This is a genomic window from Bacteroides sp. CAG:189 (assembly GCF_000432295.1).
In the GTDB taxonomy this organism is placed as follows: Bacteria; Bacteroidota; Bacteroidia; order Bacteroidales; family Bacteroidaceae; genus Bacteroides; species Bacteroides salyersiae.
Genome location: NZ_HF991116.1, coordinates 14,158 through 27,797 on the forward strand (window position 1 = coordinate 14,158; position 13,640 = coordinate 27,797).

Genomic DNA, 13,640 nt, shown 5'->3' on the forward strand with positions numbered 1-13,640 from the left:
GTAGGGAAATGTTGGCAGCCGGAGAGTGGAAACACTTGAACAATGTACAGATATGCGGACTTATGGGTATGGCCAGCAACACCGATGATACTGAACAAATAGACAGGGAATTTTGTTCTTTAAATAAGCTATTTAAAGAATTGAAAGAAACTTATTTTCCGGAATCGGACAACTTCTGTGAACTATCTATGGGGATGTCGCACGACTATCATCAGGCTATTGCCGAAGGGAGTACATTAGTACGGGTAGGAAGCAAGATTTTCGGAGAAAGAAATTATTAGTATATCATTCATTATAAAAAAATTATATATCATGACCGATTTAAAAACTACTTTTGCAGGGCTTCAACTAAAGAATCCCATCATCATTAGCAGTTCAGGCCTAACAAACAGTGCCGGAAAGAACAAAAAGTTGGCCGAAGCCGGTGCCGGAGCCATTGTACTGAAATCACTTTTTGAAGAGCAAATATTCATAGAAGCCGACCAGTTGAAAGATCCTACCTATTCGGAAGGAAATGATTATCTGGCCGAATATATCCGGGAACATAAACTTTCCGAATATCTGGAGCTGATCAAAGAGAGTAAAAAGGTTTGTGATATTCCCATCATCGCAAGCATCAATTGCTATACGGATTCGGAATGGATAGATTTCGCAAAACAGATAGAAGAAGCCGGCGCTGATGCATTGGAAATCAACATACTGGCACTCCAGTCAGACGTTCAATATAAGTACGGATCGTTCGAGCAACGTCATATCGATATTTTAAGCCACATCAAGCGAGTGGTAAAGCTTCCTGTCATCATGAAGTTGGGCGACAATCTGACCAATCCGGTAACCCTTATCGATCAACTTTACGCCAACGGTGCAGCAGCAGTCGTATTGTTCAACCGTTTCTACCAACCGGATATCGATATCGAAAAGATGGAGCATATTTCCGGCAATGTATTCAGTAATGCTTCTGACTTGTCTAAGACGCTTCGTTGGATCGGCATTGCTTCGGCAATGGTAGATAAAATCGATTATGCGGCGTCAGGCGGCATACACAAACCGGAAGCTGTTGTAAAAGCAATTCTGGCAGGAGCATCGGCTGTCGAGGTTTGTAGTGCAATCTATCAGAATACCAATATGTATATCGGAGAAATGACCCGTTTCCTCCAAACATGGATGGAAGGTAAAGGCTTTAAAAACATCGCGCAATTCAAAGGAAAACTGAATGCAAAAGATGTGCAAGGTATCAATATGTGGGAACGTACTCAATTCTTGAAATACTTTAGCAGCAAATAAAAAAACTTTAGGTCCGGTTCTGGTTGTCAACTCTTTTCTCTTTTATTTCTCAAAAGCCCAAACAAACAGATTCTAAAGTCCTAATAAAAATCAGGTACCGACGCTATGCGAATGACATAGGAGGTCGATACCTGATTTTCTTTATTATCGATAATCTATCTAAAATCAGTCCTTCTTATCCAACGCTTCAAAGCAAGAATTCTTACTTACAAATTCCGGAACGATATCTTTCATCGCTGCTACAATCTTCATCTGGTCGTATGTATAACTCAACTGAACAAGATTCTCAATACGTTCTTTTACTTCATCATAATCATATTCACGAACGGTAGCGATCATAATCTTTTCGTGATAAGTAGGCTTAGTCAGCTCTTTCACATTCAGCAGTTCTTCATACAATTTCTCTCCATGACGCAGACCGGTAAACTCTATCTTCACGTCGGTACGTCCGGAAAGGCTGATCATACGCTTGGCTAGGTCGACAATCTTGACCGGCTTACCCATATCAAAGATATAGATTTCACCGCCATTCCCCATACTACCGGCTTCGAGCACCAGACGACAAGCCTCCGGAATGGTCATAAAATAACGGATAATCTCCGGATGAGTTACCGTCACAGGACCTCCATGCTGAATCTGATCGCGGAAACGGGGAATGACAGAACCATTGGATCCCAACACATTTCCAAAACGGGTAGTGATGAACTGCACCGTACTTTCTCCTTTTTTCTGCAATTTCTTAGCCAAAGACTGTACATAGATTTCACAAATACGCTTAGAACATCCCATCACATTCGTAGGATTAACTGCCTTATCTGTAGAGATCATCACAAACTTCTCAGCGCCATACTTTACTGCCAAATCTGCCAAAATACGCGTACCAGCCACATTCACCTGTATAGATTCAGATACGTTATCTTCCATCATCGGTACATGTTTGTAAGCAGCTGCATGGAATATATATTGCGGTCTGAATTCACGGAATATCGCTTCAATACGGGTTTGATTAGAAATATCGGCTACAATGGTTTCCGCATCGATATCTCTCCAGCGATCCTGCAGTTCCAAACGGATGTCGTGAAGAGGTGTTTCTGCCTGGTCTACCAAAATCAACTTATAAGGATTGAATGAAGCAACCTGACGCATGATTTCACTACCGATAGAGCCGGCAGCGCCGGTAATCATCACCCTTTTTCCTTCCAGATGAGAGGCGATCTTATGAATATCCACCTCAATCGGCTCACGCTGTAAGAGATCTTCAATCTGAATTTCTTTCAGTTGAGTACGGTTCAAAGGCTGTCCTCCCCATTCACTCAAGGGAGGGGCGGTAAGCAACTTCACATTATGGGCCAACAGGAGATCTGCCATATCCGTTTTCTTCAGTTGATCCATCTTGACCGGAGAAATGATAATGGTATGTACATCACGATCATCCAGTTTTTCAATTAATGTATCATCATTGGGATACACCTTTACCCCCATCATAATTTTGTCAATCAATTCGGGTTCGTCAGCAATAAAACCACGCAAACGATAATGGTTACGCAAATTCACACGCAATGATTTTGCAATGTTGACACCTGCTTCTTTTGCACCATAAATAAAAACATTCGTAGTTTTGCTGCCATCAAAATTTAAAACTTCGAAAAGCATCTTCACAACAATGCGTGAACAAGACATCAAAGCAAAATTTATGATATAAGCCATAAACAACACACTCACCGGTGCTACCCTGACATCCATGAATGCTTCCAAAATCACGCTTACAAGTGTCAACAGACCGTATGACACTGTGAGAGATACGAAGATCCGCATAATATCCACAAAGGAAGAGAAGCGGAGTACGTTGGAGTACGTACGGAATACCCGGAAGAACACCAAGTTAATAATCACTGTCCAAAGAATGGTTCTATCAATCGTAGAAGAGTCCAGAAAAATGCTACGAAAATCATAACGAAGTGCATAGGACAACATACATGAAACTACAATGATAAAAACATCAATTAACAAAATAGTCCAAATAGGCAGTACCTTCGAAGAAAGATACCGTTGAAAAAATTTCGATTTCATCCGTTCTACAGTTTTTTTGTTTTTTTAGGCGATGCAAAGATACATTTTTTTGAGTAATCACCGCTTTATTTAACAAAATAATAAAAAAACTTTTGATTTTATGAATATTATGTAAAACAGGAAAAGACATGATAAACGTATCGAAACCATCAGATTACCATACGTTTACCATGTCTTTTCTAAACATTGGCATATCAAGCAAATATTACATCAAATTGCTGGCTAATTCACTTAACTGACTGCGTTCACCTTTCACAAGATTTACATGTGCAAAAAGGTTCTGTTCTTTCATACGGTCGATCATATAAACCAATCCATTGGACTGGCTATCCAGATAGGGCTGGTCGATCTGCTGAATATCTCCGGTAAATACCATCTTAGTACCTTCACCCGCACGTGTGATAATGGTTTTTATTTCATGAGGAGTCAAGTTCTGGGCTTCGTCGATGATACAATAAGTTTCGCTTAAACTGCGTCCGCGTATGAAAGCGAGCGCTTCAATAACCAACTGTTCACTTTTTTGCATATCTTCCAGACGCTTTACTTCGGTGGAATTGGCCGCAAACTGCCGCTTAATAACATTTAAGTTATCAAACAAAGGTTGCATATAGGGTGCCACCTTCTCCTTGGCATCACCCGGAAGAAAACCTAAATCCTTGTTTGAAAGTGCGACAATGGGGCGTGCCAACAAAATTTGTTTATAATCGGTCAAGTTGCCCAAAGCAGCCGCCAATGCCAGTAAGGTTTTACCCGTACCGGCTTTACCGGTCAAAGCCACCAATTTCACATTAGGATCATTCAGAATTTCGAAAGCAAAACTCTGTTCGGCATTACGGGGTTCGATTCCATAGTTTTTCGTCTTATTCACCCGGCAAACCGTATGCGTAAAAGGATTATACCGGGCAAGCACACTGCTGCGGTCACTCTTCAGAATGAAACATTCGTTAGGATGAATGACATTCTTAAAATCGAATTCGCTGATATCCAAACCTTCACGGGCAGAATAAATCCGGTCGATCAGTGCCGGATCGATGCCTTCAAAAATTTCGTTGGACTTCTCAAAAATATCGATGTTAATTACCTTATCGGTAATATAATCTTCGCAAACCACCCCAATAGAGCGGGCCTTCATACGCAAATTGACATCTTTGGTCACCAGAATTGTCTTCATATCGGCATGTTTCCGCGCCAGATAATCGGCAACGGCAAGAATCTGATGATCTGGCTTGCGCGAAGGAAACGAATCACGCACTACCGGAGAATCGACCTCACCCGTTATAACGAACAAACGCCCTAACCCCTCACCCAGCGAAGCACCGCTGGTAAAAAGATTGTCATCGGTGATCAGATCGAGCTCTCTGACAAACTCACGGGCGTTGTAGTTGATCTGTTCATTTCCCTTCTTGAACTTATCCAGTTCTTCGAGCACAACAATGGGGAGATAAATATCATTCTCTTGGAAATTCTTCAAGCAATTGTAGTCGTGAAGGATAACATTTGTGTCAAGCACAAAATTTTTCTTTGTTCCCATACTCTTCGTTAGATTTAAAATGTTGATATTTGCAATCCGGTAAAGCAATCGGTCACTACGATGAAAGATTGACGCACCTAAGATAAGAAATAAAAGGGCAAAAGAGATTTCTTGCCAGTTAAATATTATAAAAGATGGACTATCAGAACACTTTAAAGTACTTATATGAGAGTGTCCCCATGTTCCAGCAAATCGGAAGCGGAGCATATAAAGAAGGATTAGCAAACACGAGAGCATTGGATGAATACTTCGAACACCCCCACCGGAAATACCGTACGATACATGTGGGAGGCACCAATGGAAAAGGTTCCTGTTCGCATACCTTGGCAGCCATCCTGCAAGAAGCCGGTTACCGGGTAGGACTTTATACATCTCCGCATCTGGTTGATTTCCGCGAACGTATCCGGATCAACGGAGAAATGATGCCGGAAACGTATGTTGTAGATTTTGTAGAAAAGCACCGGAGCTTTTTCGAACCGTTACATCCTTCTTTCTTTGAACTGACCACCGCCATGGCTTTCCGCTACTTTGCCGATGAAAAAGTGGATGTAGCACTCATTGAAGTCGGGTTGGGGGGACGTCTCGATTGTACCAACATCATCACCCCCGATCTATGCGTCATAACCAACATCAGTCTTGACCACACGCAATTTTTAGGAAACACATTAGCCGAGATAGCAGGAGAAAAAGCCGGAATCATCAAAAAAGGAACCCCTGTTGTCATCGGAGAGGCTACAGAAGAGACCCGACCGGTATTTGCAGGAAAAGCAGAAGAAATGCACGCACCCATTGTTTTTGCAGAAGACGATAACCGGATTTTAAAAGCAGAAAACAGCGATAACGGACTACTATATGAAACCCGTGAATATGGCTGCCTGCAAGGAGAATTGGGAGGGTATTACCAAATAAAAAACACCAATACGATACTTCATGCCCTGTCACAGCTAATAGCGTTGGAGTATGCCATCAAAGAAGAAAATATCCGCCACGGCTTTGCCCGCGTCAACGAACTGACCGGACTTATGGGACGTTGGCAAAAGCTAAGTGACCACCCACTGCTTATCTGTGACACAGGACACAACACAGGTGGAATTACTTACATCACCCAACAGATAAAATCAATCGTATACGACCATCTTCACATTGTAATAGGGATGGTGAATGATAAAGATATCCGTGGCGTACTGAACCTGCTGCCACAAGATGCGACGTACTATTTCACAAAAGCCAGCGTGAAACGGGCATTGCCGGAAGAGGAGTTAAAAAGAACCGCCCGTGAATTCGGACTACATGGCAATACTTATCCCACAGTAACCGAAGCCGTACGCGCCGCCCAAGAAAAAAGCCTCCCAAAAGATTTTATCTTTGTAGGAGGCAGTAGTTTCATTGTAGCCGATCTGTTAGCGAACCGCAATGCACTCGATCTCGACTAAAGCATCTTTGGGCAAAGCCTTCACCGCCACAGCCGAACGAGCCGGGAAAGCACCGTCGAAATAAGTGGAATATACGCCGTTCATCCCTGCAAACAAAGACATATCCTGAAGGAAGACAGTCGTTTTGACGATGTCGGCCATTGTCAATCCGGCTGCTTCAAGAATATGCCTGATATTTTCCAGAGACTGACGGGCCTGTGCTTCTACCCCTTCGGGCATTATTCCTGTGGCTGCATCAATGGGGAGCTGTCCCGATACAAATACCATACCGTTCGCTTCGATAGCCTGGCTGTAAGGGCCGATAGCTCCCGGAGCTTTCTCACTGCAAATTACCTTTTTCATTGTATTTCCTAATTTTTATAGCCTCTCCCCAATCCTCTCCATAGGAGAAGGGAATAGACACTCATGATTATCAATCAGTTATAAAACCAACTTAGTCCCCTCTCCCACGGAGAGGGTTAGGGAGAGGTCTCGTACTCTTATCATTTTCCGCTCCGAAGGTAAGAAAAAAAAGATTTTGATAAAAATTATAAGAAAAAAAGTGGATGTCCGTGCAGTATTCTGTGAAAAGCTGCATTTACTATATAGTTATACAAGAGATTACCTAAACTAACTTTGATAAAACCGAAACCTAAACTTGACTGAAAAGGAGATGAGAGAGAGAGTGTTTTTATGAAAATCTCCAAAAAGAAACCCCTATCCTACTGCGAGGACAGGGGTTTCCCTTTTTTATTACGATCTATCTATATTTTATTTGCAATGTTTCTTGATCAGCTCATCCACATTGGTATCTCCCAATTCCTTGGCTTTTGCAAAACTGGCACATGCCTCTTCCTGCTTTTTCATTTGTATCTGGCAAATACCCATGATGCGATAGGCTTCGGCATACTTCGGATCGACTGCCAAAGCCTCATCCAAAGCTTTTAACGCTTCTTCATAACGGCCCACACGAAGATTTACCACCGCTTGTTCCGCACGATAAGTCAACTCTTTCGGGTTAAGTTCGATGGCTTTGGCTATATCATCAAGGGCACGTTGGTATTGGCGCGCTTTAATAGCCGCCTGTTCACGATAATAATAGAACACATCGTTCACCTGCCCGCTCACGGCATTAAAATAAGTATCATAATCGAGCATGGCAGCCCGGTATTGCTCTGCATTCATGTTCATCTGTGCACGCTCCAACACGTAAGGGGCATCCGCTACGGCAACCGGCTGCGGGCAACGGGCAATGCAACTGTCCATCATTATGACAATTTCCTTCGGATCGGCATCCATCATTTCCATCGTCTTGGCAGCATTAAAGAAAGTGGCAGGCGATGCCAGATTACTGCGGTTCACCTTTCCATAACAGGCAAGTGCGGCAGGATAATCCTGTTTTGCAAATAGAATATCGCCTTCCAACTGCACATATACAGGCAATGAATCGATAGCCAAAGCACTGTGCACATAGTCCAGGGCTTTCTCATATGTCCAGTCTTTATAGGTCTTTTCAGGTTTACCCAACTGATAATTATAAATCTGCTTGGATATGTTATAATACACATCATCTTTCTTCTTGGCCACTTTCAGAGCCCGTTCCATATCCGCCGCCGCTTTATCGAAATCCGCATCCTCTTTACCGCCAAAAACAAACGTCGAAGCACGACGAAGGTATCCGTCCGGGCTATTCGGGAATTGTTTCACAAAATCATCAAGCAACGACACATATTCTTCCTGACTTACCTGCGAAGAAGCCACATACAAATATACAAGCGCCTGCTCCTCCGTATCGGGTAATCCTTTCTTTATACCAATGTTCCGCAGTGTAATATCGCCGAGCGACAATGCGCTGATGCCTTGCGACATAGCGAAAGCGGCACCGGCTGCATAACAGATACTGGCAGTATCCTGTCCGGACGCTTTTTGCGCAAGCCCGAATACTTGTCCGTTAGCATCAGCCACCGGGCAACTCACCATTTTATCTTTCAGACGCATGTCGAGCGTATAATAACTGTAATTATCTTCTATTTTTGTCACCTTCTTTACCTTTCCTTGTGTGCATGTGCGGTCTTTCTGAGTGGAATAAGGCAACAGGTAAGCCTCTGCACCGACAGCCGGTGCCACAGTAGCTACTGTAAGGGCAGGCACTTTCTTTTCCGTGATAGCTACCCGGAACTTGATGACATCGTACATATCATTCGCTCCCAAAACGGCATCCACCGGCATTTGCTTTCCTTCCGAATTAATAATAACGGCGCGTTCCGCTCCCTTGAACAAGGAATAATCAGACAACGCCACCCCGTCTTCGGTTACAAAAAAGCCGTTTCCGGTATTCAGAATCTTATCATTTTTGTCATAAATAACCACCGAGAACACGGCACGTTTGGCTTTCTCTACCCATTTAGGCGCCTGTGCCATACTCCATTGTACCGACAGGCAGACAAATATAAAAGGTAATAATAAGAATTTCTTCATAATTTTATTGTTTTTAAAGCCTCTCCCCAACCCTCTCCGCAGGAGAGGGGGTACAGATACTATTGTTTATTAATCAGTTATGAAACTAACTTATCTCCCTCTCCCACGGAGAGGGTTGGGGAGAGGCCTCACTTTCTATTTAAGTTGAATATTAAAAAACAAAAACCGGCAGATGATTTCCTGCTAATCCAAATGACGTTGCTTTACCGCTTCGTAAATCAAAATACCGGCAGCCACCGAAACATTGAGTGACTCGATACTACCCAACATCGGTATTTTCACCCACTCGTCACAAAGAGCAAGATTCTCGTATGACACTCCCGTATCTTCCGCTCCCATAATTATGCACATCGGGCCCGTATAGTCGCCTTTCGTATAGTCATAATCGCCTTTTTCGGTAGCGGCAACAATACGGAAGCCACTGTCTTTGAGGTACTGCAAAGTACTTTTCAGGCTCTGTTCGCGACAAACCGGCAGGGTATGCAAAGCCCCGGCAGAGGTCTTCATTGCATCGGCATTCACCGACACACTGCCACGTGCAGGGATAATAACGGCATCTACCGCCGCACACTCGCAAGTACGGGCAATGGCACCAAAATTACGCACATCGGTTATACCGTCGAGCATCACAAAGATAGGGTTCTTACCTTCCTCAAAAAGAAAAGGCACAAGATCTTCCGTCTTCTGGTAAATAACGGAGGAAATAAACGCTACCACTCCCTGATGATTTTTGCGGGTAATGCGGTTGATACGTTCTACCGGAACACGCTGTACCGGGATGAGCGTACCTTTCAAGGCGGCAAACAACTCCTTAGACAATTCACTCTGGATATCTTTCTTCACCAGAATCTTATCAATCTCTTTACCGGCCTGTATAGCCTCTATGACGGCACGAACGCCGAAAATCATTTCACTTTTATCAATCATCTATTTATTTACTATTTGATAGTTCTAATTTACTATTCAGCAGGGATTTTGCATTCTCCAATGCAGCCTCCGTCAGCGTAGCCCCACTCAGCATATGTGCTATTTCCTCTACCCTTTCTTCATCGGTAAGACGGCGGATATGGCTATTCGTTTCCATGTCATTATCACGTTTGTATACCTTATAGTGCGCACGTCCGCGTGCAGCAATTTGCGGCAGATGCGTGATACTGATCACCTGCCTTTCCTGCTCTCCCATCTCTTGCATGATATCTGCCATCCGATCGGCGATTTCACCGGAAACACCGGTATCGATTTCATCGAACACAATGGTGGGAAGTTTTACCGCACCGGCTATCATGGCCTTAACAGACAACATGACTCTGGCTATTTCACCGCCGGAAGCCACCGAAGAGATGTTCTGCAACGCACCGTTCTTATTGGCCGAGAAAAGGAAACTCACTGTATCTTCCCCCTGCATTCCGGGTTCCTTGCGTAACCCCATCTCCACCTGAAAACGCACATTGGGCATCCCCAACGGCACCAACCGGGAAGCCATCTGTTTTTCCACCTCACGGGCGGCAACAGTACGGGCCTTGGTGAGCAAGGCAGCCTGCTTTTTCACTTTATTATATTGCGTATCCCGCCGGGCGGCCAAAGCAGCAATACGGTCGTCAAAAGAGGTAATAGTGGCAAGCCTGTCACGATACTCTTCCGTCAGCCTTACCAACTCTTCCACCGTTTGTACACGATGTTTTTGCTCTAAAGAATAAATCAGGTTCAGACGGCCGTTCACTTCATCCAACCGCACAGGATTAAACTCTATATCTTCACTTTGAGTGCTGATTTCATCAATGATGTCTTTCAACTCAATATAAGTGCTGTGCATGCGTCCGGCAAGTTCCGTAGCCGGCTGATAAACTTTCTGCAATGACGAAAGCATAGCGGCACTCTCTTTCAATACCGGCAACAAACCGCCTTCATCCGCAGAGAACGCTTGTCCGATCCGATACAACCCTGCCTTGATTTCTTCGGCATGGCTGAGGGTTTCGGACTCTTGTTCCAACTCTTCCTGCTCACCTTCGGCGAGATGCGCTTCTTCGAGCTGCTCAAGCTGAAAACGAATATAGTCTTCGTCCGCCTTGCTCTGCTCGGCACGAACCGTCAACTCATCCAATTCCTTTTCCAACAGTTTCCAGTCGGTATAGGCCCGACGATAGTCAGCTAAAATGTCCTCGTTATGTGCCAGAATATCAAGCACGTTCAGTTGAAAGCCCTCTTTGTTCAACAGCAAATTCTGATGCTGTGAATGCACATCGACCAACTGCTCACCCAGTTCTTTCATCTGTGCCAGTGAAGCAGGCGTATCATTGATAAACGCACGGCTCTTGCCCGAGGCTTGCACCTCGCGGCGAAGAATACACTCTTCTTCGTATTCCAGTTCATTCTCGTCAAAAAAAGATTGCATTCCATAAGCGGAAATGTCAAAACGAGCCTCTATAATACATTTTGATGCTCCTTGCCGGATGGCTTTCACATCGGCACGTTGCCCCAACAACAGCCCGATGGCGCCGAGTATAATAGACTTTCCGGCACCGGTTTCGCCCGTGATGACGGAAAATCCCGTTTCAAAGCGGATATCCAGCTTCTCTATCAAAGCATAATTCTGAATATACAGTGAACGTAACATAATAATAATGTGCCAATTAATCAATATGCCAATGTGCCAATTAACCAATATGTCAATGCACCGATTAATCAATGTGCCAATTGCTCAATGTAGCGATTGCCAGATATGTCGATTGGCGGTGTACACACATAGATCTATTTACATTTTAATTATTCAATTTATAAAATCTCAACCCGAATACAAGGAAAAGTAACACCATACTGCTTCAATGCCCCGTATTCAAGCACCTCACTGTTTCGATTTTATCTGATCCCACGAAGTATTTTGCGAAGGATTGATATTCGAAACAATCTGGTAAACCGTTTCCCGTTCATTCTGGGCAGCAGGCGACTTTCCACCATAGATATTGATGAGTTCATCTTTCTTTATCTCCGTAAAGATGACAGGCAATGAGGACATCGGCTTGTTATCCCGCGCCTGTTTCAGCCCGGCAATCGAGGCAGTGATAGCAGCACGCCCCCGAGTAGCGTTAGTCGCCATTTCATCCAGTCCTTTGCGATGATAATCATACATCATCTGACGGAGCGGACTCATACCGGGGTCCAGATAATCGTTAATAACGGCATAACGGTTACGACTGTCATCAAATGCCTTCCAACCTTTTTCATTGAGCGTCTGCGCAGCTGTCACCACGCTCTCCGCCGCATGAAGTATCTCCGTTCCACCTTCCGGCGCCATCGTATCCATGTCCAGACCGATCATCAAATAGACATAATAGGCGATAACGGCTGTAAGGTTGTTGTCAATCTGATTATCCCGTAATTCCAACGGATCGAACTCGCGATAATTGAACTCCACGTTGTTGTCTTTGAACATGAATACCGGAGATTGATACCCCGACTGATAGACCGGACGGGTAGACTGCACAATCAGTTCACAGCCCCAACGCCCCTCCGCTTCGTCATAGCTCTTCACTGTGAAATTCATCGAACACCGGATACGTTCGTTTACCTCGTACTGCGCCTGCGTCCAGTGACGTTCATTGATAAACTCGGTCAGTGCCGTTTCAAACGTTTTGAACACTTGCACATTGGTTCCCTGCACTTGAGAATGGTTGACAGCCACTTTGCAGTCCAACTCCTGAGCCGAAAGCCACAAAGGAAACGACACTGTGGCAAAAACGCCCAGCATTCTCCACAACACGCCACTCCATTTGTCCCGCATCCTACTCGTCTTCATCGCAATTCCTCCACTAAACGGTCGATAATATCTTGTGCTACCTCTGTCTTCGGTTTCAACGGATAATCCGTGTTCCCCTGACGATCGATAATACTGATTTTATTGGTATCGCAACGGAATCCGGCACCGGCATCATTCAAAGAGTTAAGCACGATAAAATCAAAATTCTTACGTTCTAATTTACTTTGGGCATTATGCCGCTCATCATTTGTTTCAAGAGCAAAACCGACAAGCTTCTGCCGTCCGTTTTTCATCTGTCCCAAAGTAGCGGCAATGTCCTGAGTCGGTTTTAAACGCAATACCAAATCCTCTTTTTCACGTTTTATCTTATGATCCGCCATCGTTTCGGGCGTAAAATCAGCTACCGCCGCACAAAGAATTCCCGCATCGGCCTCCCGGAAATGACGTTGCGCTTCCTCTGCCATTCCGGCAGCACTTTCCACATCGATACGACGAATACGCGAATGATGTGTTTGCATCTGCACCGGACCGGTTACCAACACGACCTCAGCCCCACGTCCGGCACATTCTTCAGCCAACGCAAAACCCATTTTCCCGGAAGAATAATTCCCGATGAAACGCACCGGATCAATTTTTTCGTAGGTAGGACCGGCCGTAATCAATATCTTTTTCCCCGCCAAATCACAAGAGGACGGAAAAAACTCATCAAGGACACGAATGATATTTTCCGGTTCTTCCATTCGCCCCTTTCCCTCCAAATGACTGGCTAAGAATCCGGTACCCGGCTCGATGATATGATTTCCATACGAACGCAAAGTATCCAGATTGGCTTGTGTAGAAGGATGGGCATACATATCAAGGTCCATCGCCGGTGCAACAAACACTGGAGCTTTGGCAGACAGGTAGGTAGTTATCAACATGTTATCCGCTATTCCATTGGCCATTTTACCGATGGTGGCAGCCGTAGCAGGCGCTATCAGCATGGCATCCGCCCACAGCCCCAAATCCACATGACTGTTCCACGTACCATCACGCTGAGCAAAAAACTCGCTGATGACAGGCTTGCTCGTCAATGCAGACAGTGTGATCGGAGTTATAAACTCTTTCCCCG

At 44.5% G+C, this 13,640-nt stretch carries 10 protein-coding genes and 1 pseudogene (1 of these 11 running past the window's edge); 3 read left to right on the top strand and 8 right to left on the bottom strand.

What is annotated here, in order from left to right:
- Together QVP90_RS16080 and QVP90_RS16085 are read left to right on the top strand one after the other, a co-directional pair.
- The coding region (locus QVP90_RS16080; RefSeq protein WP_288204842.1) for an alanine racemase at positions 1-281 on the top strand (281 nt) is incomplete at its 5' end.
- A gap of 31 nt (positions 282-312) precedes the next feature.
- Positions 313-1,284: a dihydroorotate dehydrogenase-like protein gene (locus tag QVP90_RS16085; protein ID WP_005930964.1), complete on the top strand. Its 972-nt coding sequence runs from the start codon at positions 313-315 to the stop codon at positions 1,282-1,284.
- Positions 1,285-1,449: 165 nt separating this feature from the next.
- Here the strand turns inward: QVP90_RS16085 and QVP90_RS16090 are convergent, their stop codons facing one another.
- Positions 1,450-3,354: a polysaccharide biosynthesis protein gene (locus QVP90_RS16090; RefSeq protein WP_005930962.1), complete on the bottom strand. Its 1,905-nt coding sequence runs from the start codon at positions 3,352-3,354 to the stop codon at positions 1,450-1,452.
- Positions 3,355-3,559: 205 nt separating this feature from the next.
- Positions 3,560-4,885 (bottom strand): PhoH family protein, encoded by a 1,326-nt coding sequence (locus QVP90_RS16095; protein WP_005930960.1) that lies wholly within the window; start codon positions 4,883-4,885, stop codon positions 3,560-3,562.
- A 134-nt stretch (positions 4,886-5,019) separates the two neighbouring features.
- Here QVP90_RS16095 and QVP90_RS16100 point away from each other — a divergent pair, with 134 nt between their 5' ends.
- Complete coding sequence (locus QVP90_RS16100) at positions 5,020-6,318, top strand: bifunctional folylpolyglutamate synthase/dihydrofolate synthase (protein ID WP_005930958.1); 1,299 nt, start codon at positions 5,020-5,022, stop codon at positions 6,316-6,318.
- Here QVP90_RS16100 and QVP90_RS16105 read toward each other — a convergent pair.
- The 6 genes and pseudogenes from QVP90_RS16105 to coaBC all read right to left on the bottom strand — a co-directional run.
- Positions 6,286-6,660: a RidA family protein gene (locus QVP90_RS16105; protein ID WP_007481998.1), complete on the bottom strand. Its 375-nt coding sequence runs from the start codon at positions 6,658-6,660 to the stop codon at positions 6,286-6,288. The genes QVP90_RS16100 and QVP90_RS16105 overlap by 33 nt on opposite strands.
- A gap of 408 nt (positions 6,661-7,068) precedes the next feature.
- The gene (locus QVP90_RS16110) at positions 7,069-8,775 is read right to left on the bottom strand and encodes a S1 family peptidase (protein WP_005930954.1); all 1,707 of its coding nucleotides are present in this window, start codon (positions 8,773-8,775) and stop codon (positions 7,069-7,071) included.
- Positions 8,776-8,958: 183 nt separating this feature from the next.
- The gene (rlmB, locus tag QVP90_RS16115; RefSeq protein WP_005930952.1) at positions 8,959-9,702 is read right to left on the bottom strand and encodes a 23S rRNA (guanosine(2251)-2'-O)-methyltransferase RlmB; all 744 of its coding nucleotides are present in this window, start codon (positions 9,700-9,702) and stop codon (positions 8,959-8,961) included.
- Between the two features lie 4 nt (positions 9,703-9,706).
- Positions 9,707-11,389 carry a DNA repair protein RecN gene (recN, locus tag QVP90_RS16120; RefSeq protein WP_021937005.1) on the bottom strand — a complete coding sequence of 561 codons (1,683 nt, stop codon included), beginning with the start codon at positions 11,387-11,389 and terminating at the stop codon, positions 9,707-9,709.
- A 228-nt stretch (positions 11,390-11,617) separates the two neighbouring features.
- Complete coding sequence (locus tag QVP90_RS16125) at positions 11,618-12,568, bottom strand: DUF4835 family protein (RefSeq protein ID WP_005930947.1); 951 nt, start codon at positions 12,566-12,568, stop codon at positions 11,618-11,620.
- Positions 12,565-13,640, bottom strand: a pseudogene (gene coaBC, locus QVP90_RS16130) (bifunctional phosphopantothenoylcysteine decarboxylase/phosphopantothenate--cysteine ligase CoaBC); it runs 154 nt beyond the window's last position. The gene QVP90_RS16125 and the pseudogene coaBC overlap by 4 nt, the downstream one beginning before the upstream one ends.

What these genes read in the sequence shown, in the direction of transcription:
- QVP90_RS16105 (WP_007481998.1), bottom strand. Translation starts at nt 6,660, where the DNA reads ATGAAAAAGGTAATTTGCAGTGAGAAAGCTCCGGGAGCTATCGGCCCT.
- QVP90_RS16125 (WP_005930947.1), bottom strand. Translation starts at nt 12,568, where the DNA reads ATGAAGACGAGTAGGATGCGGGACAAATGGAGTGGCGTGTTGTGGAGA.
- QVP90_RS16090 (WP_005930962.1), bottom strand. Translation starts at nt 3,354, where the DNA reads ATGAAATCGAAATTTTTTCAACGGTATCTTTCTTCGAAGGTACTGCCT.
- rlmB (WP_005930952.1), bottom strand. Translation starts at nt 9,702, where the DNA reads ATGATTGATAAAAGTGAAATGATTTTCGGCGTTCGTGCCGTCATAGAG.
- QVP90_RS16110 (WP_005930954.1), bottom strand. Translation starts at nt 8,775, where the DNA reads ATGAAGAAATTCTTATTATTACCTTTTATATTTGTCTGCCTGTCGGTA.
- QVP90_RS16085 (WP_005930964.1), top strand. Translation starts at nt 313, where the DNA reads ATGACCGATTTAAAAACTACTTTTGCAGGGCTTCAACTAAAGAATCCC.
- QVP90_RS16095 (WP_005930960.1), bottom strand. Translation starts at nt 4,885, where the DNA reads ATGGGAACAAAGAAAAATTTTGTGCTTGACACAAATGTTATCCTTCAC.
- recN (WP_021937005.1), bottom strand. Translation starts at nt 11,389, where the DNA reads ATGTTACGTTCACTGTATATTCAGAATTATGCTTTGATAGAGAAGCTG.
- QVP90_RS16100 (WP_005930958.1), top strand. Translation starts at nt 5,020, where the DNA reads ATGGACTATCAGAACACTTTAAAGTACTTATATGAGAGTGTCCCCATG.